Here is a 24996-nt window from a genome sequence, read left to right on the forward strand (position 1 = left end):
CCTATCTTTTCCAATTCCATTTTCCAACTCAACTTCCAGCTCATTTTGAAGCTCAGACTGTGTCCGAAGCTTATGTAACATCTCAATATCTTACGAAAGACCAAAAGAAAGGGTCGCCTCAGAGGCGGAATCCCGCCTCATAAGTCCTTCCCTTCCTCTTAATCAAGCGCATAATTAATCATTCAGGAATCCCTTGTAATTACGCACAAGCATCTGTGATTCAATTGCCTTCATTGTCTCAAGGATAACACCTACGATAATAATCAGGGATGTTCCGGCAAAAGATAAGTGGCTTACGGTAAATAAACCAGATACAATGATAGGAACAATGCTGACGATAATCAGTCCGCAGGCGCCGATGAATACAATGTAGTTCAAAATGCTGTTCAGATAATCAGAGGTAGGCTTGCCAGGACGGATACCTGGGATAAAGCCACCCTGTTTCTTCATATTATTAGCCACTTCCAGCGGGTTGAAGGTGATGGATGTATAGAAATATGCAAACACAATAATCAATACAAGATAAATCACCATACCGATGGAATATACCGGCTGCTCCGGTTTAAACCAGGATGAAGAACTGAGCATCAGCAGAATCTTTCCGCCAAACGTTGTGTAGTCAACCTGGAAGAACTGTGCAATTACTACCGGGAAAGACATAATGGAAGAAGCGAAGATAACCGGAATAACGCCGGCCGTATTCACCTTTAACGGAATGTTGGAGGACTGGCCGCCAACCATTCTTCTTCCCTGCATCTTCTGGGAGTACTGAACAGGAATTCTTCTCTCTGCATCCTGCAGAATGATAACAAACACAACCATGGCTGCGATAATTGCAATAATGATAACCGCCGTCACAACAGCAGGACCGATGGATTTTCCGGACAAGAATCTGGAATACAGGGTCATGCCGTCCTCCGGAATACTGGAGATAATGTTGAACAGCAGGACGATGGAGATACCATTGCCCACGCCATTCTCCGTGATTCTCTCACCAATCCACATGAGGAGCGCACTGCCTGCGGTCATGGCTGAAACAGCCACGATAACGCTTACCGCGTTGAATTCCTTTAAGAGACCCTGTCCGCCAAAGCCAACTGCCATAGCGATAGACTGAATCAATGCCAGACCAACCGTCACATAACGGGTGTACTCAGCAATCTTCTTTCTTCCGTCCTCGCCCTCTTTCTGCATCTCCTCCAGTTTTGGAATGGCGATGGTCATGAGCTGCATGATGATGGAAGATGTAATATATGGGGTAATGCTCAGCGCGAAGATGGACATGGAGGTAAAGGAACCTCCAGTCATTGCATTAAAAAATCCAAATGCATCTCCGGTCTGTTTTGCAAAAAAGTCCGCAAAATAACTTGTGTTAACTCCAGGAATCGGCAACTCGGAACCGAAACGAATCACGATCAACATCATAAATGTGTACAGTAATTTCTTCCGGATATCCTTAATTTTAAATGCGTCACGGAGCGTTTTTAACATATTAAATCACCTCGCAGGTTCCACCTAAAGCCTCGATTTTAGCCTTTGCACCCGCACTGAATGCATCAACCTTAACCGTCAGCTTTTTGGTTAATTCTCCATTCCCCAGAATCTTAACGCCATCTCTTGGGTTTTTAACGATACCGGCTTCCATTAAAGACTCAACAGTAACGACTGCCTCGTTCTCAAATTTCTCCAGTGCTTCTACGTTAATACCTACGATAGTCTTGGAATTTCTATTAGTGAAACCTCTCTTAGGAATACGTCTGTATAAAGGCATCTGACCACCCTCGAAACCTGGTCTTGCTGCACCAGAACGGGCTTTCTGACCCTTATGGCCTTTACCAGCTGTCTTACCGTTTCCTGAACCGTGGCCACGGCCTCTTCTGAAATTATCACTGTGCTTTGACCCTTCAGCAGGCTGTAAATTTGATAAATCCATGTCTGCACCTCCTTACTCTGATATTTAGATTTCTTCTACTTTTACTAAGTGCTTAACGTGCCAGAGCATACCTCTAACGGCTTCGTTATCCGGTAACTCAACGGTCTTGTTAAGTTTTCTTAACCCTAATGCTTCTACTGTTGCTTTGTGTTTCGGAACAGCGCCGATTGGGGATTTTACTAATGTCACTTTTAACTTGTCAGCCATTTTTCTATCCTCCTTAGCCTACAATCTCTTCAACAGATTTGCCACGAAGTTTTGCAACCTCTTCTGGAGTCTTCAAAGAACATAAGCCCTGGATGGTTGCCAGAACAACGTTGGTCTTGTTGTTGGAACCTAAGGATTTTGTACGAATGTTTTTGATACCTGCAAGCTCCAGTACGGAACGAGCCGGGCCGCCAGCGATAACACCGGTACCTTCAGGAGCTCTCTTTAATAATACGGATGCGCTTCCAAACTTTCCAATGAAATCATGTGGAATACTGTTGTTCTCATCTACCGGAATCTCTACCAGGTTTTTAGCTGCAGCTTCTTTTCCCTTGCGGATTGCTTCCGGAACTTCCCCTGCTTTGCCAAGACCTGCACCTACGTGTCCATTTCCATCACCTACTACTACTAAAGCAGAGAATCTCATGGTACGTCCACCTTTTACAGTTTTCGATACACGCTTAATAGCCACTACCTTGTCGTTTAATTCAAACTGACTTGGGTCAATAATTGTACGCTTCATGCTGTATTCTCCTCTCTACTAGAATTTCAGGCCAGCTTCTCTAGCTGCGTCTGCAAGTGCCTGAACTTTACCCTGATATATGAATCCGCCTCTATCAAAGACAACCGTGTCAATACCTTTTTCTAATGCTCTCTTAGCGATCAAAGTACCTACATATGCTGCAGCTGCTACGTCATTAGTCTTCTCAAGCTCTGCCTTTGCAGCCTTCTCCATGGTGGATGCCGCAACTAAAGTATTGCCAACTGTATCGTCAATAATTTGAGCATACATATGATTATTACTTCTGAACACTGCCAGACGAGGTCTCTCGGCTGTACCAGCAAAACGATTGCGTAATCTGGCGTGCTTCTTTGCGCGAACTTCGCTTCTTGACTGTTTACTAACCATTTTTACACTCTCCTTAATTATTTCTTACCAGTCTTACCAACTTTACGTCTGATAGTCTCATCAGCATACTTGATACCCTTGCCCTTGTATGGTTCAGGTCTTCTCTTGTCTCTGATTTCTGCAGCGTACTGGCCAACTTTTTCTTTATCGATACCTTTAACAGTGATTTTGTTCTGTCCGTCAAGAACAGACTCCAAACCTTCCGGGTCTTCCATCTCTACTGGATGAGAATATCCCAGAGAAAGGATTAATTTCTTGCCCTGTTTCTGTGCTCTGTAACCAACACCGTTAACCTCAAGAACCTTCTCATAACCATCGGTAACACCAACGATCATGTTGTTCACAAGCGTTCTGGTCAGACCATGTAAAGATTTCATCTTCTTTAAGTCGTTTGGTCTGGTTACTACGATCTGTCCATCTTCTTCCTTGATGGTCATCTCTACTGGCAGCTCTCTCTCAAGAGTACCCTTTGGACCTTTTACAGTCACTTTGTTATTTTCTGCGATTGTCACAGTTACACCTGCTGGAATCGCGATAGGCATTCTTCCTATACGTGACATGCCGTTAACCTCCTTAAATTTTCGGAAAAAGCGTCTGCGCTTTTTCTGTTTTCAGATTCGTTTTATATATGAAGCTGCTTTTCCGGTTTGATTACCAGATGAAAGCAAGTACTTCGCCGCCTACACCTAACTGACGAGCTTCTTTATCAGTCACTACGCCCTGGTTTGTAGAAATGATAGCTGTTCCTAAACCGCCAAGTACTTTCGGCAGTTCTTCCTTGTTTGCATATACACGCAGACCCGGTTTGGAGATTCTCTTGATACCTGTGATGATTCTCTCGCTCTTGTCAGCACCATATTTTAAAGTGATACGGATGATCTGGAATCCTCCATCTTCTACCATATCATATTTTTTGATGTAGCCTTCTTTTACCAGGATATCAGCAATTGCTAATTTCATCTTGGATGAAGGTACGTCTACTGTATCATGTTTAGCAGTATTTGCGTTACGGATTCTTGTAAGCATATCTGCAATCGGATCACTCATTGTCATGATATATTTTCCTCCTTAATTAATGAATTACCAGCTTGCTTTTTTAACACCTGGAATCTGGCCCTTGTATGCTAATTCACGGAAACAGATACGGCAGATACCGTATTTTCTTAAATATGCATGTGGACGGCCGCAGATTCTGCAGCGATTGTATTCTCTTGTAGAGAACTTAGCCGGACGCTGCTGCTTAATCTTCATAGAAGTTTTAGCCATGGATATCTCCTCCTAATTATTTCTGAAATGGCATATTGAATAATGTCAAAAGTTCACGGGCTTCTTCGTCTGTCTTAGCAGTGGTAACGAAAATAACATCCATACCTCTTACTTTGTCAACTTTATCGTACTCAATCTCAGGGAAGATTAACTGTTCTTTGATACCAAGAGCATAGTTTCCTCTGCCATCAAATGCGTTAGGGTTAACACCTCTGAAGTCACGTACACGTGGTAACGCCAGGTTGATAAGACGGTCAGCAAACTCATACATCTTCTCACCACGTAAGGTTACCTTACATCCGATTGCCATACCTTCTCTGATTTTGAAGTTAGCTACGGAGTTCTTAGCCTTTGTCAGCACTGCTTTCTGACCGGAGATGATCTCCAAATCTCTTACGGCTGAATCCAGCACCTTTGCGTTATCCTTTGCCTCGCCAACACCCATGTTGATGACGATTTTGTCCAGCTTCGGTACTTCCATGACATTCTTATATCCGAATTTTTTAATCATCGCGTCTACAATTTCGCTCTGATAAATATCTTTTAATCTAGCCAACGTTTTGTTCCTCCTCTCTTCGATTAATCAATCACTTTTCCGGTTGCCTTGGCAATACGAACCTTCTTGCCGTCTCTTACTTCAAAGCCGACTTTGGTTGCTTTGCCGTCAACCACTAACATTACGTTAGAGATATCGATTGGCCCTTCCTGGTTGATGATGCCGCCATTCGGGTTGCCTGCGCTTGGTTTGGCATGCTTTGTAATCATGTTGCAGCCTTCTACCAGTACAGTGCCTGCCTTTGTGTTCACGGTAATAACTTTACCGGTCTTATCTTTATCTTTTCCTGCGATAACCTTCACCAGGTCATCCTTTTTAATTTTACGCACGGTCGACACCTCCTTATAATACTTCTGGTGCTAAGGAAACAATCTTCATAAACTGTTTCTCTCTTAATTCTCTTGCAACTGGCCCAAAGATACGAGTTCCTCTTGGAGTCTTGTCATCTTTGATAATAACTGCTGCGTTCTCATCGAACTTGATATAAGAACCGTCTTTACGACGTGCGCCCTTAACGGTACGAACGACAACGGCTTTCACTACATCGCCCTTCTTTACAACACCGCCTGGTGTTGCATCTTTAACAGTAGCAACGATGATATCACCGATATTAGCATATCTTCTTGTAGATCCACCCATAACACGGATGCAAAGTAATTCTTTGGCTCCAGTGTTATCAGCAACCTTCAGTCTTGTTTCCTGCTGAATCATACTGATCTCCTTCCTGGAAATTAATTATTTCGCCTTTTCAATAATCTCAACAAGTCTCCATCTCTTATCCTTAGATAAAGGTCTTGTCTCCATAACTTTTACTGTATCACCGATAGCACAGTCATTGTTCTCATCATGTGCTTTTAATTTAATCGTTCTCTTTACGATCTTGCCGTATAAAGGATGTTTTACGTGGTCTTCGATTGCAACCGTGATAGTCTTATCCATCTTGTTGCTTACGACTTTACCTGTACGTGTTTTTCTTAAATTTCTTTCCACGATTACTATTCTCCTTTCGATAGAATATATGATTTACAAACTAAGCCATCTTTGATTTTTCTGTAATAACAGTCTGAATTCTAGCGATGTTCTTGCGAACCTCAGTGATTCTGCTGGTATTGTCTAACTGGTTAGTTGCGTTCTGGAATCTTAAGTTGAAAAGCTCTTTCTTCGCAGCTACTAATTCTTCGTTTAACTCTGCAGCTGATTTCGCTTTTAAATCTTCTACATACTTATTAATTTTCACTGTTATCACCGCCTTCTAAATCTGCCTTAGCAGCAATCTTACATCTACATGGTAACTTGTGCATAGCAAGACGTAAAGCTTCACGAGCTGTTTCTTCTGGCACACCAGCGATTTCGAACATAACACGGCCTGGTTTCACTACTGCTACCCAGTACTCTAATGCTCCTTTACCGGAACCCATACGGGTCTCAGCCGGTTTCGCTGTAACTGGCTTATCCGGGAAAATCTTAATCCAGACTTTACCACCACGCTTAATATAACGGGTCATAGCAACACGGGCTGCTTCTATCTGGTTGGACTTAATCCAACATGGCTCTAAAGCGACTAAACCGTACTCACCGTTGGAGATGGTATTGCCTCTTAAGGCTTTACCTGCCATGCTGCCACGGAACTGTTTACGACGCTTAACTCTCTTAGGCATTAACATTATTTATCGCTCCCTTCCTTATTTCCCTTCGTAGGAAGTACTTCGCCTTTGTAAATCCAAACCTTGACACCTAATTTGCCATAGGTTGTATCTGCTTCAGCGAAACCATAGTCAATATCTGCTCTTAATGTCTGTAACGGAATCGTTCCCTCGCTGTAGAACTCTGTACGAGCCATATCAGCGCCGCCAAGACGTCCAGCAACCGCTGTCTTGATTCCCTTAACGCCAGCCTTCATGGAACGTCCCATGGTGGACTTCATAGCGCGGCGGAAAGATACACGGTTCTCTAACTGCTGTGCGATGGACTCAGCAACTAACTGAGCATCACGGTCCGGTCTCTTGATTTCCTTGATGTCAACAAACAGTTTCTTGTCTGTGAATTTCTGAACTTCCGTTTTTAATTTCTCAATCTCAGCTCCGCCCTTGCCGATCACGACGCCTGGCTTTGCTGTGTAGATGATAACTTTTACTCTGTCAGATGCTCTTTCGATTTCGATTTTGGAGATTCCAGCGCTGTACAGTTTCTTCTTCAGAAATGTTCTGATGTTGTAATCTTCCACTAAGTTGTCTGCGAAATCTGCTTCAGCATACCACTTGGAGTCCCAGTCTTTAATAACACCGACTCTTAAGCCGTGTGGATTAACTTTCTGTCCCATATTTGCCTCCTATCTCTCATTCAGCACGATTGTGATGTGGCTCATTCTCTTCTCGATTCTGTACGCCCTGCCCTGTGCTCTCGGTTTTACTCTCTTCATGGTCGGTCCCTTGTTTGCGTAGCATTCCTCTACGTACAGGTTCTCAACGCTCATGTTGTTATTGTTCTCAGCGTTTGCAATTGCTGATTTTAATAATTTCTCGATTAATGTAGAAGCATATCTGGGATTGTAAGTTACAATACCAAGTGCAGTCTGCACATCTTTGCCTCTGATGGCATCTAATACGAAGCATGCTTTCTGAACAGATACTCTTGCGTAAGACAGTTTTGCTGACGGTCTGGTATCCTTCACGGCATTTCTTTCTCTCTTAATCTGACTTCTATGTCCCTTAGCCATTGCTATAACCTCCTTTCAAATACTGACGATTAACGTTTGGATTTCTTCTCGTCTTTTCCATGACCTCTGTAAGTTCTTGTTGCAACGAACTCACCAAGTTTGTGGCCTACCATATCCTCGGTTACATATACCGGAACATGCTTTCTGCCGTCATGAACTGCGATTGTATGACCAACCATCTGTGGGAAGATTGTAGAACGGCGAGACCAGGTTTTGATTACCTGATGCTGTCCTGCTGCGTTCATAGCATCTACTTTTTTCAGTAAATGCGCATCTGCAAATGGTCCTTTTTTAAGTGAACGTGCCATAGGTTTTTAATCCTCCTTCAATTATTTAATGGTCTTTCCATCTCTTCTTCTTACGATTAACTTGTTAGACTGTTTGTTTTTCTTTCTTGTCTTCAAGCCAAGCGCCGGTTTGCCCCAAGGTGTACATGGACCTGGACGACCGATTCCTGCCTTACCTTCACCACCACCGTGTGGATGGTCATTCGGGTTCATAACGGAACCGCGTACAGTAGGTCTGAAGCCCATATGACGTTTTCTACCAGCTTTACCGATGTTAATCAGGTTGTGGTCGCCATTTCCTACTACACCGATCGTTGCGCGGCAAACGATTGGAACCATTCTCATCTCACCTGAAGGAAGTCTCAAGGTGGCGTATTTGCCCTCTTTTGCCATTAACTGAGCAGCGTTTCCTGCGGAACGAACCAGCTGGCCGCCCTTGCCTGGATACAGCTCAATGTTGTGAATCTGTGCACCAACAGGAATATCGCTCAGTGGTAAGCAGTTACCTACCTTTGCCTCTGCCTGTGGGCCGCTCATAACCTTCATTCCGTCAGTCAGACCTGCCGGAGCAAGGATATATGCTTTCTCGCCGTCTGCGTAGCAGATCAAAGCAATGTTAGCTGTTCTGTTCGGATCGTACTCGATACCGATAACGGTTGCCGGGATACCATCCTTTTTGTTTCTCTTGAAATCGATGATTCTGTATTTTCTTCTGGAACCGCCACCGCGGTGTCTTACTGTGATTTTACCCTGATTGTTACGGCCGGCATTCTTGTTTAAGGAAGATACCAGAGCTTTCTCTGGTGTTGTCTTTGTGATTTCGCTGAAATCAGACCCGGTCATATTTCTTCTGGAAGGTGTATATGGGTTATATGTTTTAATTCCCATTGTCAAACTCCTTTCAACGCATCCGAGCGTTTCTATATTTTATCACGGCGTTATCTCCAAAAAAATGCTTTGCAGATAACCTCATGCCGTATAGGTTACATGGACGAAGTCATTTCCCTAATCCTTACAGACCAGAGAATACCTCGATCTCCTTGCTGTCTTCTGTCAGCTGAACGATAGCCTTCTTTGTCTTGGAAGTCTTACCGAAGGTCATACCTCTTCTCTTAGTCTTACCGTCTAAGTTCATGGTGTGAACGCTGGCTACTTTTGTTCCTGGGAACATTTTCTCAACAGCTTCTTTAATCTGAATCTTGTTTGCCTCTGTGTGAACCAGGAAGGTATACTTCTTGTCAGCCATTGCATTCATGCTCTTCTCAGTTACCACTGGTTTGAGGATTACGTCATAGTACTGTACGTTTGCCATTATGCATACACCTCCTCAATCGCTGCAACAGCAGCCTTGGTAGCTACTACTGTGTTATACTTCAGAATGTCATACACATTGATTGTGTTTACATAGGCAGTCTTTACATCCTGGATGTTTCTTGCGGACAGAACTGCGTTGTTGCTGCCATCCTCTAAAACTACCAGTGCCTTGGATACCTTTAAGCTATCCATCACATTCTGGAACTTCTTTGTCTTAATCTCATCAAACTTCATCTCATCAACAACGATGAACTTGTTGTCGTTCACTCTGCTTGTCAGTGCGGATTTGAGCGCTGCTCTCTTCTCTTTCTTGTTCAGTCTGATGGTGTAATCTCTTGGTGTTGGAGCGAATACAACTCCGCCGCCTGTCCACTGAGGAGATCTTGTTGAACCCTGTCTTGCATGACCGGTTCCTTTCTGCTTCCATGGCTTTCTACCACCGCCGGATACTTCGGAACGGGTTTTAGCCTTCTGTGTTCCCTGACGTTTGTTGGCCAGCTGAGCAACTACTGATAAATGAACTAAATGCTCGTTGATTTCTACACCAAACACTGCATCGTTCAGCTCTAAGGTGCCAACTTCTTTACCTTCCATATTGTAAACAGATACGTTTGCCATCTGTGTGTTCCTCCTTTCCTATAAAAACCTTAGCAGGCTTTTACTGTTTCTTTCAATGTTACTAAAGACTTCTTAGGTCCTGGTACAGCGCCCTTAACTAAGATTAAGTTGTTCTCTGCGTCAACTTTAACAATCTCAAGGTTCTGGATGGTGATTCTCTTGTTACCCATCTGACCAGGCATTCCTTTACCCTTAAATACCTTGCTCGGGTCGGAACATGCACCGTTGGAACCGGCATGACGGTGGAACTTGGAACCGTGAGCCATAGGTCCTCTGGACTGTCCGTGTCTCTTAATAGCACCCTGGAAACCCTTACCTTTGGAAATTGCTGTCGCGTCAATCTTGTCGCCAGCAGCGAAGATATCTGCCTTGATTTCGTCTTTAACGGAATAGTCAGCTGCATTGTCAAAACGGAACTCTCTTACAAATCTCTTGTAAGCTACCCCTGCTTTGTCAAAGTGGCCTTTTACCGGTTTGCTGACAAGCTTCTCTCTCTTGTCTACAAATCCAACCTGTACTGCATTGTAACCGTCGTTCTCTACGCTTTTCACCTGTGTTACTACACACGGGCCAGCCTGAAGAACCGTTACTGGAGTTAAAACTCCGTCTTCGTTGAAGATTTGGGTCATTCCGACTTTTGTCGCTAAAATCGCTTTCTTCATTTCATTACCTCCTGTTTGTCTTTCTACAGCGGAACGCATGCAAATCTGCCGCGTTCATCCTAGAACAGTCAAATATACGTGGAACACTATGAACCGCGGCAGGAACTGCCATGGTATGTTGATTCCTCTTCAGGAAAGAGTGAGTGTTACTTCTATATCTAAACCCTTCAGGATATTACCTCATTACATTTGTTGCTCGTTTGATGACTTATTTTGTTTTCATCTTGATGTCGATGTACACACCAGCCGGCATTTCCAGTCTGGACAGTGCATCTACTGTCTTCTGGCTTGGTGTAGCAATATCGATGAGTCTCTTGTGAGTTCTCTGCTCGAACTGCTCTCTGGAATCTTTGTACTTGTGAACTGCTCGTAAGATAGTAACTACTTCTTTCTTTGTTGGTAACGGAACTGGTCCGCTCACCTGCGCCCCTGTCTTCTTTACAGTTTCGATGATTTTTCCAGCAGACTGATCTACTAACTGATGATCATAAGCCTTCAATGTGATTCTCATTACTTGACTTGCCATAAAAAAAGTCGCCTCCTTTTCGCACTTATTATTGAAGTACGACAAGCGGTGACTGTACACGTTTCCGGGTGTGTCCTGATGGTTCACATCCTTCTAATCTACATAGCTGCAGAATATTTGTTTGTACAGTGACTTGTCGCCAGTTTCCTAACTTGACATTCGCTCCACGGAAAACCCGCCACAAGGGACGGCAACCTCACGCTTCAACGCTATCATGTCACAGCCTTGTTATTTTATCACAAAGTTTTTTTAATTGCAAGAACTTTTTCAAAAATATTTTGGCCTTGGCAAAAAGAAAACACTCCGCGGCCTGCGAAGTGTTTCTTCTATATTATATGTCACTGTTTTTAGTTGGTCCAGTATGGCTCTACCGGGGATTTATAATGTCCGTTTCCTACGTTCTCTTCATCGATCTTCTGTACAATTCCGCCGCTGTTGGTTGTGTACTTCACACCGTCGGCATCTTTCACGCCTTTGGCGGACTTGACAACCTTGCCGGAAGTATTGACCAGATAGTTGTTGTAGCTGCTGCCGGACGGAATACTGATGACCTGGTAGCGGGTTCCCTCCTCTGCTGTCTGAAGTTTGCCCATGTAATACAGGTAACTGTCCTTCACGCCGGTGAAACCGCGTCCCGTCTCGGAGAAATAGAAGGTGCTGACGGTTCCGTCTCCCTCTTCGATCTTCTGCTTGCCGGTCTGCATGCTGCTTACCGCTTTCGTGCCAAAGTAGTAGGCGGTGTAGTCACTGCCGCTGGTGTATACCTTCTGAAGTCCGTAAGCCGGATTGCCCAGCTCCGTGAACAGATAAGTCTTCTTGTTCAGCTTGAATAAGTCACTGACGGTAGGATTCTTGTCCGCTTCCCTGGCTTTTGGAACGCCGCTCTTGGAGAAGTAGAACCACTCCACCTCGTCCTCATAGCCTTTTAAGAATGATGGCGGTTCTGCGGAGTACCAGCCGGTCTTCACCTTGCCGTCGCTTCCATAGAACCGGCAGTCCAGAATGGAGCCGTCTTCCTTGGAGCCGTCCCCCACATAGACCCAGCCGGTCTGCATGGCTCCGGTGGAATCGAAGCAGTAATAGGTGCTGTCTATCTTCTTCTCGCCATACTCACTGCCATTGCTTAAGTCAGGAACATATTTTTTAGTGCTGCTGGTGAAATAGTACCAGTATTTACCGTCATCGCCCTCATCTCCAGGGGATATCCGGTCATTTTCATAGTCGTCATTGGGCGGCGGCAGTTTCTGCCAGCCGGTCTTGGCGGCTCCGTCATCTCCACAGTAGTACATATCTCCGTCAACCCAGCCGGTCTGCATCGCGCCGTCCGTGTCAAAATAATACCACTTGTTGTTGATTTTCTTCCAGGTGTCTGTCACGACTTTGCCGCTGCTCAAGAAGTAATACCAGTGCTTCTCGCCGTAGTCGACGCCATTCATGTTCTCACCAATCTCCAGCCATTTATCAGCGGCCATAACGCCGTTGGAATCTACATAGTACCCGTCGCCAGTCCAGGAATTGACTGCCATGTATCCGGAGCTATCCAGATATCTCCACTTGTCATCGGCTCCCTTTCGCCACTCGTTGGTTATCAATGAACCGTTTGAATCATAATATACCCAGCTCCCGTTCATCTGTGACCAGCCAGAGGCTGCCAAGGAACTAGAGACGCCGGTCCCTAACGTCAATACTGCCGATATTGCCAGTATCAACAAACTTCTTTTCTTCATATAGTCACTCCTTCGTAAATGGTATCCCAATTCCTACCATACATTGTATCAGGCTGCAAAGAATTATTCAACTGAAATAATCTTTCAATTATATTACATTTTTCTTCGACTTGACTATCTTATCGGGTCAAGGGTATAATCGGAACAGAATCAATGAATCGTGTGATAGAGAAAGGTCGGTAAGTAAGCATGTGGATTGCAGATGGTTGGAAAGATTATGAAGTGATAGATTGTTCCCAGGGGGAGAAGCTGGAGCGCTGGGGGGATTACCTTCTGGTTCGTCCTGATCCCCAGGTGATCTGGGATACCCCCAAGACTCACAGGGGATGGAAGAAAATGAACGGACATTATCACCGGAGCGCCAAGGGCGGCGGGGAGTGGGAATTCTTCCAGCTGCCGGAGCAGTGGACTATCGGTTATAAGGGGCTCACATTTAATCTGAAGCCATTCAGCTTCAAGCATACCGGACTATTCCCGGAGCAGGCAGCCAACTGGGACTGGTTTGGAGATAAAATCCGCAGGGCCGGCCGTCCCATCAAGGTGCTGAACTTATTCGCCTACACCGGCGGGGCCACACTGGCGGCCGCCCAGGCCGGCGCCAGCGTCACCCACGTGGATGCTTCCAAGGGCATGGTGGGCTGGGCCAAGGAAAATGCCAAATCCAGCGGCCTGGAGAGCGCCCCCATCCGGTGGATTGTGGACGACTGCGTCAAATTCGTGGAGCGGGAAATCCGCCGCGGCAGCCGCTACGACGCCATCATCATGGACCCGCCGTCCTACGGCCGAGGCCCCAAGGGAGAAATCTGGAAGATCGAGGATGCCATCCACCCGCTGGTAAAACTCTGTGCCCAGCTTTTATCGGACACGCCCCTCTTCTTCCTCATCAACTCCTACACCACCGGCCTGGCCCCCTCCGTGCTGTCCTACATGATAGCCGTAGAGGTCTGCCCCAAATACCACGGCACCGTGGAAGCCGAGGAAGTCGGCCTCCCAGTCACCGGGACTGGTCTGGTGCTGCCTTGCGGGGCGTCGGGGAGATGGAGTTCGATGTAATTAAATGAAAAACAAATTAGTAAAGGGAACTATGCACGATTCGCACAGTTCCCTTTTTGATTAAGGCAAAAAACATTATCTCCCCCCATTCACCAGCCGCCACACCCACGGCAGATACCTTCTAAGCAGCGCTCCCACCGGGTAGCTGATAAGCAGAACCAGCACGGGCATCAGGAGATAGATGGTTAGAGGGAGGTAAAGCGCGGTGGGGAGAAGCAGCGCCGCGGTTTTGTTGATGAGGCGGACCAGGGCGAAGTGGGTGGCGTAGAGGAAGAAGTTGTGCTTCATCCAGGTCTTAGCCGGGGGAAGTCTGCGCTCATCCACCATCATCCAGAGAGCTACGGGGATGAACAGGCGGAAGAGGACGATAGCCATGGTGCTGTCGCCGATGATGCCGGGGGCGAAGCGGTACATGGTGACTCCCAGGAATAAGAGCAAGCCCTTAAGAGCCGTCGAGCGGCTCCATGTTTCCACATGGGGTTTTAGATGGATGGCGGCATAGGTGCCGGCGCAGTAGTACAAAAGCGCGTCCAGGTTCAATTGGGGAAGGGCAAAGCCGAAGTATACGCCGATGGCCATCAACACCATCAGGACGGCTCCCAGATATCTTCTGCGGATAACAGGGTAGATGACCGGGGCCAGTGTAATCAGGAGTATCAGCTGGTAGAGGTACCAAAACACATAGTTATACGTATAGTGAATGATGGCATCCACCGCAGGCATCAGGCCGAAGGGGACGGTCCCCTTTCCCACCACGTCCGTCACAAAGGGCAGACGGCTTCCAACCACATATCCAAGATAATAGAGGGTATTCCATACAATGAAGGGAATCAGAATACTGCGGATTCTGGAATTCCATTTTGGCCACAGCTTTTCCCAGGTGAAATTGCGATAAAATAAATAGGCGGATATCATAAAGAATCCAGGCACCGCAATCTGGGCAATGGTATCCCCAATGCCGTGTTCGATTGCATAAATCAATGCCGCCTCTTCTGTCCGCCCGAGAAATAATTCCGAATTGTAAGCGTGCACCCAGACTACCAGGATGCTGAACGCAAAGGTAAACCAATATATTTTGTTGCGAAACTGGTTTTCTTTCATATGCGGCTCCTCTCTCCGGGGTCTTGTCTGCCTACCGTACTATCTTATCATACGCCGGAGCGGAGCCGCAATATGTTATTCTAAAAGAATTTTTTAATTTGATGGCAGTTCATAAGTATTATCGTACACGATGCCTGGCAGTGTCTTGCAGTCGGAATCCGTCACCTCCTGTGCATTTTCCTGGTTGGAGTCAATGGTATAAATGGTTCCGTTTTCAATCTTGTATGCGTAGGAGCCATCGCTCTTGTAGGACTTGCTGGTCGTCTGGACCTTACCTGTCTCATTTACCAGATAGTAGGTATCATTCACTTTAAATACCTGATAATCGCTGTCATCCTCGGCCTCCACAAGAATCCCATTATAATACAGATATCCATTCATGGTTCCCGTCAGCCCTACTCCCTTTGTGGAGCCGGAGCTTCCAAAATAATAAGTGCCTCTCTCGTCGTCTCCATCATAAACGGAAGTCTGTCTACCCGTCTTCATCTTGCCATCGCTGTCAGTGGCGCCAAAGTATGCCGTTACCGCATCCTCGCTTCCATTCAGCGTAATGCTAAGAAGTCCTGACTGCATACAGCCATACTCATCAAAGAAGTAAGAATAGCTGTTGACTCTGCCTGTGGCCTCCGTCAATGTTGTGGCCCCGGCATCCAGATATTTCGGTACTCCGTTGGAATCAAAGTAATACCAGTATCCGTCGCCCTCTTCCGGTCCGGCCGTGCCTGTCAGCGCATCGGCGTCATCGGAATCGCCCGGATGGATGGTTAAATATTTCCATCCCTTCGCCATGGAGCCGTCATTTTCATCACCGAAGTATTTAAAGCAGCTGATGCCGGTGGTGTCCCCGTCCGCATCGGAATTGGAGGCCACTGCCGCCCATCCGGTGGCCATGCGTCCATTTTCATCGAAATAATATTTGGAACCGTTGATGGATTTGGAGACATAGGATTCCCCATCTTCGGCACATGCCATCTTGCCGTTTGTCTGGAAATAGAACCAGTAAGCGTCATCACCTGCCGCGGTGGCATAGCTGATGTCTCCCTCCTCCGGCACTTCGTCCTCGTCGTATTCCAGAAGCATCCATCCGGTGGCTCTCGCGCCGTCATTTTCATCGCCCAGGTAATACGTGTAATCGCCGTCCATATGCCAGCCGGTCAGCATTTTCCCATCACTGTCGAAGTAATAGTATTTTCCGTTAATGCTCTTCCAGGATTCTGTCAACACCTTGCCTGCGCTTCCCAGGTAATACCAGCCGCCCTCCTCATCCCCGGACGGGCCTTCGTCGCCTTCCGCAACCTCTACCCACTGTTCCTTCAGCATCACGCCATTGCTGTCCACATAGTAAGTGCTGTCAATCCACTGGTCAAGAGCCATGGAGCCGTCGGAATCCAGGTAATAATAATTCTCCCCCGATTTTTTCCAGGCGTCTGTCACCCGGTCTCCGTTGGAATCTAAATAGACCCAGCCTTCTTCCTCCATACTCCACCCGGCTGTGGCGGCCATGGACGTGGCGGCTCCTCCCAGGGTCAGTAACGCTGCAGCTGACAGGACTGCTGCCAGTTTTGTTTTTCTTGTCATAAGATACACACTCCTTTATCGTTATCCTGTTTTTCCAGCCATCATCCTGACTGATAACTGTATCTTATCTGAAAAACCTTGAAGGAACCTTGAAACACAAATTCTTCACAAAGTTATCCGGAACATGGTATAGCTGGCCCCATCGCTCTCCACTTTGACTTTTCCTCTGTGGCACTCCAGAATCCGGCCTGCGATGGAAAGTCCAAGACCGTAGCCTTCCTTTTCCCTGGAATGGGAGTTTTCTTCCCGGTAGAACCGCTCAAAAATGTGCTCCCTGGCCTCCAGGGAAATGCCGCTGCCGGTATTGTAAATCTCGATGTGAATTTTCGATTTTTCCTTCTTCACGGAGCAGGTCACACGGCCGCCTGCTTCGGAATATTTAAATGCATTTTCCAGGAAAATGGACAGCATGCGGCGCAGCTCCTCCTGATTTCCACGGTACAAAATCCCCGGCTCCACGTCATAGGAAAATGATTTCTCCGTCTCAAATGCCATGCTCTCAAAGGAGAGCAGAAGGCCGGAAACCATCTGGCTCATATCGAAGGATGCAAGTTTTAATTCCGCCTCCGGCTGCTCCAGACGAGCCAGGCGCAGCATATCGTTAATCAGGCGGCTCATGCGGGAGATGTCCGACTGAATATTCTCCGTCCACTGGCTCCGGCCGTGGAGATTCTCCAGAACGCTGGTGTTGGCGGAGATGACAGCCAGCGGCGTCTTCAACTCGTGGCTGGCGTCCGCCACAAACTGTTTCTGGCGTTTGAAGCCTTCCTCCACCGGCCTGACCGCCCAGTAGGACAGCCAGACGACCACGCCGAGAAGGACAGCCATGCAGCAGATTCCAGCCGCCAGACAGATGGTCAGAAGGCGGGACAGATTGTCCTGTTCATGGGAGCAGTCAAGAAATGCGATGATTTTTCCGTAGGGTTTATCCGCCACCAGATACCGGTGGCTCTGCACCATTCCGGAGACGGAGCCATTCGCCAGAATCGATGATACCATCGCCCGGATTTCCTCTTCCTCAAAGGAAGAGCGGCCGTTGTCAATCACCTCCAGCACATTTCCCTCCGTGTCAAGGCGGACCGCAAAAGTCTGCTTTAAATTGGCCAGCCGCGTCAGCTGCTCCGGCTGCCGGTATTTCCGTTTCGGCTGCTCACTGCGGCTCTCCCCAGGCATAGGTGGATTCTTAAAATCTATCCGCCCGTCCGCCTCCGTCACGCCCCGCAGCACCGCCTCCGCGGCGTTCCGGTTGCTGACGGTCATAGACTGGTAGATGACCAGCAGATTCAGGCACAGTATCACGCCGAGACTGAGCATGGTAATCCACACAAACTTATGCCTCATGTTCTTAATCATGCCGTCTCCTCCAACAGATATCCTCTCCCGCGAATCGTCTTCACCGTTACATCACTCTTTAAAAACGCCAGCTTCTTTCTCAAAAATGAGATATACACCTCCACGCTGTTATACTCCGCCTCACTGTCATATCCCCATATCTTTTCCATAAACAACTCCTTCGTAATCACCTGCTTGGGGTTGGCAAAGAACAGTTCCATCATCTGGTATTCTTTCGCCCCAAGTTTTACTCTCTCTTCCTTATAACAGAGCTCTCCCGCATTCTTATCCAGGGACAGTCCGCCCTGGCTCACCACGTCCCCCACGAATTCCGGTCTTCTTCTCCCCATGGCCCGGACTCTGGCCAGCAGTTCTCCCATATCAAACGGCTTCGCCAGATAATCGTCCGCCCCCATATCCAGTCCCTTTATCTTATCCTCCACCTGGCTCCTGGCCGTCAGCATCAGCACCGGCGTGGAAATTCCATTTTTCCGGTACCCTTCCAGCACCGAAAAACCGTCCATCCCCGGCAGCATCACGTCCAGAATCACCAAATCATAAAGGCCGGTCAGCCCATAGTCCAGCCCATCCGTTCCGTCATACACCACATCCACGCCATACTTCTGCTGCCGCAATACCTCCGCCACAGCCACCGCCAGCGCCTTCTCATCTTCCACCAGTAATAATTTCACAGTCATATCCTCCTTTCCATCATTTAACACAAAACCCTTGATAAAACCTTGAATATTTTATGTTTTTTCTGTGAAAATTCAAAAATATGGATTTCCGCCACCAGCTAACAGATAAAAGGAGACGCGAAAAAGGAGCGGTCTCCCGCTCCAATTTCATTTTCATAAAGTTTTCAAAAAGGGAATAAAGGAATTTGCTGTTCGATTACAAGACCTATCTTACAATCCCCACCTTGAAAGAACCTTGAATTTCTTAACCTTTTACCGCGCCCATGGTAATTCCCTGTGTGAAATACCTCTGGAAGCACAGGAACACGATGATAATCGGCACAGAGGCCAGCGCCGCGCCTGCCATGATAAGACCGAAGTCATTGGACATCTCGCTCAGTTTACTGGCGATACCGAGGGCTATGGTCTTGGACTCGTTCTGCGTCAGCATAACCAGCTGCAACGGATACTCGTTCCAGGAGTTGATGAACGTAAAGATTGCCAGCGCGCCAAATCCCGGCTTGATAATCGGGAACGCCACATTGATAAATGTCGTCAGCTCCCCAGCGCCGTCAATGCGGGCCGCCTCCAGCAGCGAGCTTGGAATATTTTCCGAAAACTGCTTCATCATAAACACGCCGAACGGCCATCCAACCACCGGCAGAATCACCGCGAACATGGAGCCCCACACCGATTTTAACAGCCCCAAATCCGACATTTCCTTCATCAGAGGAATCAAGATTACCTGTTTTGGCAGCGCCATGGCGCACACGAACAGTCCGAATATCAGTCCTTTTCCCCAGAACCGTTTCTTCGCCAGCACATAACCTGCCAGAGACGCGGTAATACAGGTCAATACCATGGCCACCACGGAGATAAACACACTGTTAAACAGCCACCGGATAGCCATCGGCATTCCCATTCCAAGGAATTCCGTCTTGCTCTTAAAGAGCCTTGCAAAGTTATCCCAGGAAATGGTGGTGGGTATCCATTTCACCATCTCCCCCGACTTGATAATGATATCGCTCTTAATCTTCACCGAACCGGTCACAATCCAGTATAGCGGGAAGAGAAAGAACACTGCCATTACTGCAAGGAGGAGAATTGTTACCACATAATAAGGTGTTATTGCTTTTTTCCGATTCACCATATCTCTCCTCCTATTCTGTCGTTCCGCCGTTCATCACCTTAAACTGAAGGGCGCTGAACAGGGCAATGACGATTGCAAGGACCACACCCATGGCATCGGCATAGCCAAATTCCTTGGTGGTCTTAAACGCGATTTCATACAACAGATACATCACCGTACTGGTGCTGTAATTGGGGCCGCCGGAGGTCAACAGCTGAATCAGCGCGAAACACTGGAAGCTGTTGATGGTGGTGATAACCGCCACATACAGCGTTGTCGGCATGACAGACGGCCACTTGATTCTCCAGAACACCTGAAAATCGTTGGCGCCGTCCACCTTGGCCGCCTCCTCCAAGGAGGTGTCCACATTTCCCAGGGCCGCCACGTAGAGCACGATAGGCTGGCCGATGGAGGTGGTGAACAGAATCAATATAATACACCACAGCGCCATGGATTCGCTGGCCGTCCAGGGAAGCGGCTGGCCGCCGAAGCCTCTGATAATATAGTTGAGAAGACCGTCATATTTGTCAAACATCCATTTCCAAACGACAACTACCGCCACGGAACCGGTGACAACCGGCAGATAAAAGACACAGCGGAAGAAGGAGCGGATACCGGAGCGCATCTTGTAGATGGCAGAACCCACCCACAGGGAAAATGCCGTAACCGCCGGCACGGAAACCGCCACGATGATCACAGTGTTCACGGCTGATTTTAAGAATATCTTGTCTTTAAACAGCCTGGCATAATTGGAAAAGCCCACGAAGGTCCCCTTGGGGTCCGTAAAGCTGGCATTGGTAAAGCTGGTAATCACGCCCATCACCATAGGGGTAATCACAAATCCGATAAAGAAAAACAGCGCCGGAAGCAGAAACAGATAGGAAACCATGGTCTCTCTCCGCTGAAGCACAAGACTGCGCGCGGGGGCTTTCTGCTTCTTCGGCCGTCCGGCCTTTTGTGTAGCACTTGCCATATATTCTCACTCCCTCTTTTACATTGAGACTCCCTCCCCCCGCTACCGGCAGAGGAAGGGAGCCATAAGTGTCTCACTTGTTCATCACAAAATCAATTAGTTATTTGCAGAGGAGTTAAACTCATCAGCTGCCGCCTGCGGGTCGGTACCGTTAAATACCTGCTGAAGCATATTGAACCACAGTGGACGCATAGCTGCAAATCCAGCCCGTGTGTTGTAATAAGGTCCGTAGTACTGACTCCAGGAAGCCAGCATAGCTTTGTGCTCATCGCCAGGATACAAATCGCCGAAGGATGCGCGTACCGGGAATGCGTTTGTCTTCACAACACTCTTTGGTCCCCACTCGGAGTCGTCACAGATAAACTTCACGAACTCTTTGGCTGCTGCCGCGCGCTCGTCGGACTTGTTATCAAATACGCAGAAACCATTTACCAGATACTCTAAGGATGGCTTGCCGCTCTCAGACGGGAACGGAACTGCAATCTGGGTATAATCTTCCGATGCATAGGTTACCTCGTTGGAGGTACCGAAGCAGAATGTCATAGCACAGGTCTCCTGCTGGAACTTCTGTAACTCGTCGGCCGCCGCCATATCAAAACCAGCGTCGATAGACTTGTTGTTGTACATATCCTGTAACAGGGTCAACGCTTTCACGCCATTGGCATCGATATTCCACTTTCCATCCGCATTCACAATGGAGGAACCATATAAGTTGTTCACGAGAGCACGGGTACCCTGGTCGCCGCCCTGTCCGCCACAGTAAACGATAGCCGGAACCTGAGTCGGAGCCGCGTCACGGAGCGCCTCACACATTTTCACAAAGTTGTCAGTTGTCCAGGTGCGGTCGCCTTCCAGGTTCACATACTGAAGTGCGTCTGCCTTTTCCAGCGCCTCTTTATTCAGTCCCATGTAGAACGGAGAAGAGGAAATCGGATACATCCATGCGGTGCCGTCAGCGCCTACACAGGTCTCCACCAGTGACTGGCTGGTCAAATCGCTCTTTAACTCCCCTAACATATCATCCAGCGGAACCAGATAACCGGCGTCGCCAAACTCGATGATACGTCCTGGTGCGTCAAACAAAATGTCCGGCGCGGTTCCGGATGTGAGCGCTGCTGTCAGCTTATCCGGACCGGATGTGAAATCTATGTATTCAACTTTTACTTTAATATCAGGATGAGACGCATTGAACGCATCCACAACCTCCTGCTCATAACCGGTATCAACGCCAAATGTCGGGAACGCCCACCATACAATCTCGGTAACGCCGCCGGCCGGAGCTTCCGTGGAAACCGCTGCCGTCTCTGTCTTCGCCGCCGTGGTGTCAGCCACCGTCGCCGCGTTCTCTGATGTCTTGCTTCCGCATCCTGCCAGAGTACCTGCCACCAATGCGGCAGCCAAACCTAATGACATAATTTTTCTCATTACTTTTCCTCCTTAAACATACTTTTACTTAAGCCCTTAATAGAAAAGGCGCACCCGAATCAACTGAAATTTTTTGACTCTGCCACGCCTTTGCTGTTATGTGCTTATTATATAATGGAAAAATTATTTTGTCAACATGAATAAAAAAAATATTTTTTTCTTGCATTTTTAGGAATATTGCTACATCAGTACAGTTTTTCCAGGACCGAAGCCGAGGTTTTTTCGTTATTTTTGCTACATCGCTCAAAATACCGCCGGTAGTATTCCGTGTACATCAGGTCCACCAGAAACAGCTGGCAGATTTCTGCGGACGTGGAACCGCCCTGAAGGGGACCCTCGTTGGCCGCACTCAAAAGCACCACGTCCGCATGGGCCGTCAGCGGTGATTTGACGAACCGGGTGACGCAGATCACTCTGGCCCCCAGCCCGCTTTGCCACCTCCGCAATGTGAATGGTATCCTTGGTCGCGCCGGAATAGGAAAATATCACCGCCACGTCCTTCTCCGACATGGTAGCCGCCATCATGGTCTGCATATGGGAATCCTGTACACAGTATACCTTCGGTTCGATTCTTAAAAACTTGTTCGTCGCCTTCATCGCAGTCAGAATGCTGGCCCCCACTCCAAAGAAGCAGATTCTGCCCGCCTCATGAAGCATGTCAATGGCCTTCGTGAACTCCTCCGCGTCCAGAATCGCGAAGGTCTCTGTCAAGGCGTTCACATTGGTATTCAGCACCTTCTGCGCCAGCTCCTGAAACGAATCATCCAGGGAAATGTTGCTGGTATACTGGTCCAGCCCCCGCTCATCCCCGTCATGAAGGCTCAGGGACAGCAGCATCTTAAACTCCTGGTACCCTTTCAGTTCCATGGTCTTGCAAAAACGGAACACGCTGGTATCCCCCACCTTGCACGCTTCCGCCAAATCCGTTATGGACATAAACAATACATCCTTCGGATTCTGCAAAATAAAATCAGCTACTTTCTTCTCCGCTTTCGTGAACTGATTGTATCCCGCTCTTATTTTTACTAAAAAATCCCCCTGCATAACGATAGTTCCCCTTTCCGTAAGTAAAACGCTGTCCCCATCAAGTAATCAAAACGCCCCTCTGACTGTCTATAACAACCGGTTCGAAATAGCCTTAACCGTTATATCGCGGTTCTCCTCGCTTGCATCCGCATCCAGTCGGATGTATTCCTGGTAAACCATATCAATCACCATCAGCTGCGCCAGCTTTGCCACCACGGTGCCGGATTGAAGCGGACTCTCGTTGGAACCGCAGATCAACACCACGTCGGCAAACTGGGTTGCCGGAGATTTGGCATATCTTGTCACAACGATAATCCGGGCCCCCCGCTCCCTGGCCAGCGTCAGAATATCCACCATATCCTTGGTGGCGCCTGAGTAGGAGAAAAACCAGATGGTATCCCGCTCCGTCAAAAGAGAGGCCGCTATCATCTGGAGATGGGTGTCCTGAACCGTGGTGAACTCTCTGGCCACCGTCGCAAACCGTACCCACGCCTCCATGGCCGTTATCAGGCTGCCTCCCTGCCCCAGACAGTAGACACGCTCCGAATTTTTCAGGATTCGGGCCGCCAGCGCCACGCTCTCCGGCTTCAAAAGCTCCAGCGTCTGCTCGATAGCCGCAAAATACATGGTTTTCAATTTTTGTCCGGTGGTGGGAATGTCGTCGCTCCGGGTGATGCTGCTGTACACATCCAGTTCGTCGTCCGGGCGGGCGGAGGCTCCCATGGCGCTTCCCTGTTCCTTGGCCAGCGCCAGTTTAAAGTCATTGTATCCTTTATAACCAAGCATTTTACAGAACCGGAATATGGTGCTGTCCGCCACCTTGCACTGCTCTGCCAGCTCCGTGATGGATACCAGCTGTAAATTTCCGCTCTGCTTCATGAAATAATCGGCAATTCTTTTTTCGGCCTTCGTCATCTTGCTGTATTTTTCTGCGATACGATTCGGCACATTCATATAACTCATCCCCGTATCTCCTTTCCCCTTCTCCTCGTACGCCCCTATGCGCAATGGGCGCCCACAGATATAGTATAATCTGCAGCCGCCCACCATTCAAGCATAACTGTGTTCGAATTGCCAAAAAATTAACTTTCCCCTTATTCTGTCATACGGCTGGCCAGATAGGCGGCCCCCATAATGCCAGCCATATTGCCAAGCTGGGCCTGCTTGATAGTCACATTGCGAAAACTGCTCATAATCCGCGCGGCAGTCTTTCGCCTTACTTCTTCCAAAATATAGGGCTGCGCCATAACACCGCCTCCCAGCACCACACAGGGAGGATTGAAAATATGGATAAGCGTCACCAGACCGTACACGATCTCATCGGTCCAGCTATCCACAATCTCCTTTACCTGTTCCTCCTCCAGCCGTGCAAAGATGGCTCTGCCATTGTCAAGCGTGCTGTCATATTCTTTCGCTCTGGCAACCAGCGCCGTGGTGGACGCGTATTTTTCATAGCAGCCACGAAACGGGTCGCCAACCACACTGTCCTCCGGATGAAGCATCATGGCTCCAAATTCCCCGGCGGAAAATGCACTGCCTGTGTATATCTTCTTGTCTATCACCACGGAGCCGCCAACTCCGGTTCCGTAGGTGATGCACAGGAAATCATCAAACTCCCGCCCTGCGCCGAACTGGCCTTCGCCGACGGCGGCAGCATTCACATCATTTTCCACCGCTACGGGGACTCCAAATTCGCCTGTCAGGATATCACGGATTCTGGTGCCGGTATAACCGGGGATATTCTCGTTGGCATAGCGGATATACCCTTCCTCGGAATTCACCTGTCCCGCCGTGCTGATGCCTATGGCCTCAAAACCGTCATAGGTGTGAAGAATCTCTTTCGCCCGCTCCATCACATAAGCGCCGCCCCGGGCCGCATTCGTGTCATGTTCCCGCACTTCCTCCACTCCTGTGCCATTCCAGATTCCGGACTTTATGGACGTACCGCCGATATCAAGCGCCACAATTTTCATAGTAACC

33 protein-coding genes and 1 pseudogene are annotated in these 24996 nt (G+C 48.0%); 1 reads left to right on the forward strand and 33 read right to left on the reverse strand.

Annotation, left to right across the window (positions count from 1 at the left end):
* Window positions 1-174: 174 nt before the first annotated feature.
* From secY to HMPREF9473_RS21085, 23 genes are all read right to left on the reverse strand, one after another.
* Window positions 175-1491, reverse strand: coding sequence for a preprotein translocase subunit SecY (gene secY, locus HMPREF9473_RS20975; RefSeq protein ID WP_006782221.1), 1317 nt, complete (start codon window positions 1489-1491; stop codon window positions 175-177).
* Window position 1492: 1 nt separating this feature from the next.
* Window positions 1493-1933 carry a 50S ribosomal protein L15 gene (rplO, locus tag HMPREF9473_RS20980; protein WP_006782222.1) on the reverse strand — a complete coding sequence of 147 codons (441 nt, stop codon included), beginning with the start codon at window positions 1931-1933 and terminating at the stop codon, window positions 1493-1495.
* A 24-nt stretch (window positions 1934-1957) separates the two neighbouring features.
* The gene (rpmD, locus tag HMPREF9473_RS20985) at window positions 1958-2140 is read right to left on the reverse strand and encodes a 50S ribosomal protein L30 (RefSeq protein WP_006782223.1); all 183 of its coding nucleotides are present in this window, start codon (window positions 2138-2140) and stop codon (window positions 1958-1960) included.
* 13 nt (window positions 2141-2153) lie between these two features.
* Window positions 2154-2663 (reverse strand): 30S ribosomal protein S5, encoded by a 510-nt coding sequence (gene rpsE, locus HMPREF9473_RS20990; protein WP_006782224.1) that lies wholly within the window; start codon window positions 2661-2663, stop codon window positions 2154-2156.
* 18 nt (window positions 2664-2681) lie between these two features.
* Complete coding sequence (gene rplR / locus HMPREF9473_RS20995) at window positions 2682-3050, reverse strand: 50S ribosomal protein L18 (RefSeq protein ID WP_006782225.1); 369 nt, start codon at window positions 3048-3050, stop codon at window positions 2682-2684.
* Between the two features lie 17 nt (window positions 3051-3067).
* Entirely contained in the window at window positions 3068-3610 is a 543-nt protein-coding gene (gene rplF, locus HMPREF9473_RS21000) for a 50S ribosomal protein L6 (protein WP_006782226.1), read from the reverse strand.
* 91 nt (window positions 3611-3701) lie between these two features.
* Window positions 3702-4103, reverse strand: a complete 402-nt coding sequence (gene rpsH / locus HMPREF9473_RS21005) for a 30S ribosomal protein S8 (protein ID WP_006782227.1) — start codon at window positions 4101-4103, stop codon at window positions 3702-3704.
* A gap of 27 nt (window positions 4104-4130) precedes the next feature.
* Window positions 4131-4316, reverse strand: coding sequence for a type Z 30S ribosomal protein S14 (locus HMPREF9473_RS21010; protein WP_002566501.1), 186 nt, complete (start codon window positions 4314-4316; stop codon window positions 4131-4133).
* A gap of 16 nt (window positions 4317-4332) precedes the next feature.
* Entirely contained in the window at window positions 4333-4872 is a 540-nt protein-coding gene (gene rplE / locus HMPREF9473_RS21015) for a 50S ribosomal protein L5 (protein ID WP_006782228.1), read from the reverse strand.
* 23 nt (window positions 4873-4895) lie between these two features.
* Window positions 4896-5201: a 50S ribosomal protein L24 gene (rplX, locus tag HMPREF9473_RS21020; RefSeq protein WP_006782229.1), complete on the reverse strand. Its 306-nt coding sequence runs from the start codon at window positions 5199-5201 to the stop codon at window positions 4896-4898.
* A 13-nt stretch (window positions 5202-5214) separates the two neighbouring features.
* Complete coding sequence (gene rplN / locus HMPREF9473_RS21025; RefSeq protein ID WP_006771871.1) at window positions 5215-5583, reverse strand: 50S ribosomal protein L14; 369 nt, start codon at window positions 5581-5583, stop codon at window positions 5215-5217.
* A 24-nt stretch (window positions 5584-5607) separates the two neighbouring features.
* The gene (gene rpsQ, locus HMPREF9473_RS21030; protein ID WP_006782230.1) at window positions 5608-5862 is read right to left on the reverse strand and encodes a 30S ribosomal protein S17; all 255 of its coding nucleotides are present in this window, start codon (window positions 5860-5862) and stop codon (window positions 5608-5610) included.
* A gap of 40 nt (window positions 5863-5902) precedes the next feature.
* The gene (rpmC, locus tag HMPREF9473_RS21035; protein ID WP_006782231.1) at window positions 5903-6109 is read right to left on the reverse strand and encodes a 50S ribosomal protein L29; all 207 of its coding nucleotides are present in this window, start codon (window positions 6107-6109) and stop codon (window positions 5903-5905) included.
* Entirely contained in the window at window positions 6099-6536 is a 438-nt protein-coding gene (rplP, locus tag HMPREF9473_RS21040; protein WP_006782232.1) for a 50S ribosomal protein L16, read from the reverse strand. The genes rpmC and rplP overlap by 11 nt, the downstream gene beginning before the upstream one ends.
* Window positions 6536-7192 (reverse strand): 30S ribosomal protein S3, encoded by a 657-nt coding sequence (rpsC, locus tag HMPREF9473_RS21045; protein WP_006782233.1) that lies wholly within the window; start codon window positions 7190-7192, stop codon window positions 6536-6538. Before rpsC ends, rplP begins: the two co-directional genes overlap by 1 nt.
* A 9-nt stretch (window positions 7193-7201) precedes the next feature.
* Window positions 7202-7588 carry a 50S ribosomal protein L22 gene (gene rplV, locus HMPREF9473_RS21050; protein ID WP_006782234.1) on the reverse strand — a complete coding sequence of 129 codons (387 nt, stop codon included), beginning with the start codon at window positions 7586-7588 and terminating at the stop codon, window positions 7202-7204.
* A 29-nt stretch (window positions 7589-7617) separates the two neighbouring features.
* A complete protein-coding gene (rpsS, locus tag HMPREF9473_RS21055) occupies window positions 7618-7896 on the reverse strand; it encodes a 30S ribosomal protein S19 (RefSeq protein ID WP_006782235.1) in 279 nt (92 codons plus the stop codon).
* Between the two features lie 21 nt (window positions 7897-7917).
* Window positions 7918-8763, reverse strand: a complete 846-nt coding sequence (gene rplB / locus HMPREF9473_RS21060) for a 50S ribosomal protein L2 (RefSeq protein WP_006782236.1) — start codon at window positions 8761-8763, stop codon at window positions 7918-7920.
* A 124-nt stretch (window positions 8764-8887) separates the two neighbouring features.
* Window positions 8888-9187, reverse strand: coding sequence for a 50S ribosomal protein L23 (gene rplW / locus HMPREF9473_RS21065; RefSeq protein ID WP_006782237.1), 300 nt, complete (start codon window positions 9185-9187; stop codon window positions 8888-8890).
* The gene (gene rplD / locus HMPREF9473_RS21070; protein WP_006782238.1) at window positions 9187-9807 is read right to left on the reverse strand and encodes a 50S ribosomal protein L4; all 621 of its coding nucleotides are present in this window, start codon (window positions 9805-9807) and stop codon (window positions 9187-9189) included. Before rplD ends, rplW begins: the two co-directional genes overlap by 1 nt.
* A 29-nt stretch (window positions 9808-9836) precedes the next feature.
* Window positions 9837-10469, reverse strand: coding sequence for a 50S ribosomal protein L3 (gene rplC / locus HMPREF9473_RS21075; protein ID WP_006782239.1), 633 nt, complete (start codon window positions 10467-10469; stop codon window positions 9837-9839).
* Between the two features lie 208 nt (window positions 10470-10677).
* Window positions 10678-10995 carry a 30S ribosomal protein S10 gene (gene rpsJ / locus HMPREF9473_RS21080; protein WP_006782240.1) on the reverse strand — a complete coding sequence of 106 codons (318 nt, stop codon included), beginning with the start codon at window positions 10993-10995 and terminating at the stop codon, window positions 10678-10680.
* A 347-nt stretch (window positions 10996-11342) separates the two neighbouring features.
* Window positions 11343-12722 (reverse strand): cell wall-binding protein, encoded by a 1380-nt coding sequence (locus HMPREF9473_RS21085; RefSeq protein WP_006782241.1) that lies wholly within the window; start codon window positions 12720-12722, stop codon window positions 11343-11345.
* Between the two features lie 189 nt (window positions 12723-12911).
* On the opposite strand from HMPREF9473_RS21085, the gene HMPREF9473_RS21090 reads away from it, so the two are divergent.
* Window positions 12912-13775, forward strand: a complete 864-nt coding sequence (locus HMPREF9473_RS21090) for a class I SAM-dependent methyltransferase (protein ID WP_006782242.1) — start codon at window positions 12912-12914, stop codon at window positions 13773-13775.
* A 75-nt stretch (window positions 13776-13850) separates the two neighbouring features.
* Here the strand turns inward: HMPREF9473_RS21090 and HMPREF9473_RS21095 are convergent, their stop codons facing one another.
* The 10 genes and pseudogenes from HMPREF9473_RS21095 to HMPREF9473_RS21140 all read right to left on the reverse strand — a co-directional run bounded on the left by HMPREF9473_RS21095 (window position 13851) and on the right by HMPREF9473_RS21140 (window position 24989).
* Window positions 13851-14876, reverse strand: coding sequence for an acyltransferase family protein (locus tag HMPREF9473_RS21095; protein ID WP_006782243.1), 1026 nt, complete (start codon window positions 14874-14876; stop codon window positions 13851-13853).
* Window positions 14877-14969: 93 nt separating this feature from the next.
* Window positions 14970-16454, reverse strand: coding sequence for a hypothetical protein (locus tag HMPREF9473_RS21100; protein WP_006782244.1), 1485 nt, complete (start codon window positions 16452-16454; stop codon window positions 14970-14972).
* Between the two features lie 105 nt (window positions 16455-16559).
* Window positions 16560-17807, reverse strand: a complete 1248-nt coding sequence (locus tag HMPREF9473_RS21105; protein ID WP_006782245.1) for a sensor histidine kinase — start codon at window positions 17805-17807, stop codon at window positions 16560-16562.
* Entirely contained in the window at window positions 17804-18478 is a 675-nt protein-coding gene (locus HMPREF9473_RS21110) for a response regulator transcription factor (RefSeq protein WP_006782246.1), read from the reverse strand. Before HMPREF9473_RS21110 ends, HMPREF9473_RS21105 begins: the two co-directional genes overlap by 4 nt.
* A gap of 250 nt (window positions 18479-18728) precedes the next feature.
* Window positions 18729-19613 (reverse strand): carbohydrate ABC transporter permease, encoded by an 885-nt coding sequence (locus HMPREF9473_RS21115; protein ID WP_006782247.1) that lies wholly within the window; start codon window positions 19611-19613, stop codon window positions 18729-18731.
* A 10-nt stretch (window positions 19614-19623) separates the two neighbouring features.
* Window positions 19624-20565 (reverse strand): carbohydrate ABC transporter permease, encoded by a 942-nt coding sequence (locus HMPREF9473_RS21120; protein WP_006782248.1) that lies wholly within the window; start codon window positions 20563-20565, stop codon window positions 19624-19626.
* 96 nt (window positions 20566-20661) lie between these two features.
* Complete coding sequence (locus HMPREF9473_RS21125; RefSeq protein ID WP_006782249.1) at window positions 20662-21990, reverse strand: ABC transporter substrate-binding protein; 1329 nt, start codon at window positions 21988-21990, stop codon at window positions 20662-20664.
* 185 nt (window positions 21991-22175) lie between these two features.
* Window positions 22176-23034 (reverse strand): annotated as a pseudogene (locus tag HMPREF9473_RS21130) (MurR/RpiR family transcriptional regulator).
* Window positions 23035-23103: 69 nt separating this feature from the next.
* Window positions 23104-23979 carry a MurR/RpiR family transcriptional regulator gene (locus HMPREF9473_RS21135; RefSeq protein WP_006782251.1) on the reverse strand — a complete coding sequence of 292 codons (876 nt, stop codon included), beginning with the start codon at window positions 23977-23979 and terminating at the stop codon, window positions 23104-23106.
* 131 nt (window positions 23980-24110) lie between these two features.
* On the reverse strand, window positions 24111-24989 hold the full coding sequence (locus HMPREF9473_RS21140) for an ROK family protein (protein WP_006782252.1): 879 nt from the start codon (window positions 24987-24989) through the stop codon (window positions 24111-24113).
* Between the last annotated feature and the right edge of the window lie 7 nt (window positions 24990-24996).

This window comes from Hungatella hathewayi WAL-18680, assembly GCF_000235505.1.
GTDB lineage: Bacteria > Bacillota > Clostridia > Lachnospirales > Lachnospiraceae > Hungatella_A > Hungatella_A hathewayi_A.

What these genes read in the sequence shown, in the direction of transcription:
- rplW (WP_006782237.1), bottom strand. Translation starts at nt 9,187, where the DNA reads ATGGCAAACGTACAGTACTATGACGTAATCCTCAAACCAGTGGTAACT.
- rpmD (WP_006782223.1), bottom strand. Translation starts at nt 2,140, where the DNA reads ATGGCTGACAAGTTAAAAGTGACATTAGTAAAATCCCCAATCGGCGCT.
- secY (WP_006782221.1), bottom strand. Translation starts at nt 1,491, where the DNA reads ATGTTAAAAACGCTCCGTGACGCATTTAAAATTAAGGATATCCGGAAG.
- HMPREF9473_RS21115 (WP_006782247.1), bottom strand. Translation starts at nt 19,613, where the DNA reads ATGGTGAATCGGAAAAAAGCAATAACACCTTATTATGTGGTAACAATT.
- HMPREF9473_RS21120 (WP_006782248.1), bottom strand. Translation starts at nt 20,565, where the DNA reads ATGGCAAGTGCTACACAAAAGGCCGGACGGCCGAAGAAGCAGAAAGCC.
- HMPREF9473_RS21090 (WP_006782242.1), top strand. Translation starts at nt 12,912, where the DNA reads ATGTGGATTGCAGATGGTTGGAAAGATTATGAAGTGATAGATTGTTCC.
- rpsC (WP_006782233.1), bottom strand. Translation starts at nt 7,192, where the DNA reads ATGGGACAGAAAGTTAATCCACACGGCTTAAGAGTCGGTGTTATTAAA.
- rpsS (WP_006782235.1), bottom strand. Translation starts at nt 7,896, where the DNA reads ATGGCACGTTCACTTAAAAAAGGACCATTTGCAGATGCGCATTTACTG.
- HMPREF9473_RS21135 (WP_006782251.1), bottom strand. Translation starts at nt 23,979, where the DNA reads ATGAGTTATATGAATGTGCCGAATCGTATCGCAGAAAAATACAGCAAG.
- rplD (WP_006782238.1), bottom strand. Translation starts at nt 9,807, where the DNA reads ATGGCAAACGTATCTGTTTACAATATGGAAGGTAAAGAAGTTGGCACC.
- HMPREF9473_RS21095 (WP_006782243.1), bottom strand. Translation starts at nt 14,876, where the DNA reads ATGAAAGAAAACCAGTTTCGCAACAAAATATATTGGTTTACCTTTGCG.
- HMPREF9473_RS21125 (WP_006782249.1), bottom strand. Translation starts at nt 21,990, where the DNA reads ATGAGAAAAATTATGTCATTAGGTTTGGCTGCCGCATTGGTGGCAGGT.
- rpsJ (WP_006782240.1), bottom strand. Translation starts at nt 10,995, where the DNA reads ATGGCAAGTCAAGTAATGAGAATCACATTGAAGGCTTATGATCATCAG.
- rplV (WP_006782234.1), bottom strand. Translation starts at nt 7,588, where the DNA reads ATGGCTAAGGGACATAGAAGTCAGATTAAGAGAGAAAGAAATGCCGTG.
- rplP (WP_006782232.1), bottom strand. Translation starts at nt 6,536, where the DNA reads ATGTTAATGCCTAAGAGAGTTAAGCGTCGTAAACAGTTCCGTGGCAGC.
- rpsE (WP_006782224.1), bottom strand. Translation starts at nt 2,663, where the DNA reads ATGAAGCGTACAATTATTGACCCAAGTCAGTTTGAATTAAACGACAAG.
- HMPREF9473_RS21100 (WP_006782244.1), bottom strand. Translation starts at nt 16,454, where the DNA reads ATGACAAGAAAAACAAAACTGGCAGCAGTCCTGTCAGCTGCAGCGTTA.
- rplO (WP_006782222.1), bottom strand. Translation starts at nt 1,933, where the DNA reads ATGGATTTATCAAATTTACAGCCTGCTGAAGGGTCAAAGCACAGTGAT.
- rplB (WP_006782236.1), bottom strand. Translation starts at nt 8,763, where the DNA reads ATGGGAATTAAAACATATAACCCATATACACCTTCCAGAAGAAATATG.
- HMPREF9473_RS21140 (WP_006782252.1), bottom strand. Translation starts at nt 24,989, where the DNA reads ATGAAAATTGTGGCGCTTGATATCGGCGGTACGTCCATAAAGTCCGGA.
- HMPREF9473_RS21010 (WP_002566501.1), bottom strand. Translation starts at nt 4,316, where the DNA reads ATGGCTAAAACTTCTATGAAGATTAAGCAGCAGCGTCCGGCTAAGTTC.
- rplF (WP_006782226.1), bottom strand. Translation starts at nt 3,610, where the DNA reads ATGTCACGTATAGGAAGAATGCCTATCGCGATTCCAGCAGGTGTAACT.
- HMPREF9473_RS21085 (WP_006782241.1), bottom strand. Translation starts at nt 12,722, where the DNA reads ATGAAGAAAAGAAGTTTGTTGATACTGGCAATATCGGCAGTATTGACG.
- rplR (WP_006782225.1), bottom strand. Translation starts at nt 3,050, where the DNA reads ATGGTTAGTAAACAGTCAAGAAGCGAAGTTCGCGCAAAGAAGCACGCC.
- rpsH (WP_006782227.1), bottom strand. Translation starts at nt 4,103, where the DNA reads ATGACAATGAGTGATCCGATTGCAGATATGCTTACAAGAATCCGTAAC.
- HMPREF9473_RS21105 (WP_006782245.1), bottom strand. Translation starts at nt 17,807, where the DNA reads ATGATTAAGAACATGAGGCATAAGTTTGTGTGGATTACCATGCTCAGT.
- rplC (WP_006782239.1), bottom strand. Translation starts at nt 10,469, where the DNA reads ATGAAGAAAGCGATTTTAGCGACAAAAGTCGGAATGACCCAAATCTTC.
- rplN (WP_006771871.1), bottom strand. Translation starts at nt 5,583, where the DNA reads ATGATTCAGCAGGAAACAAGACTGAAGGTTGCTGATAACACTGGAGCC.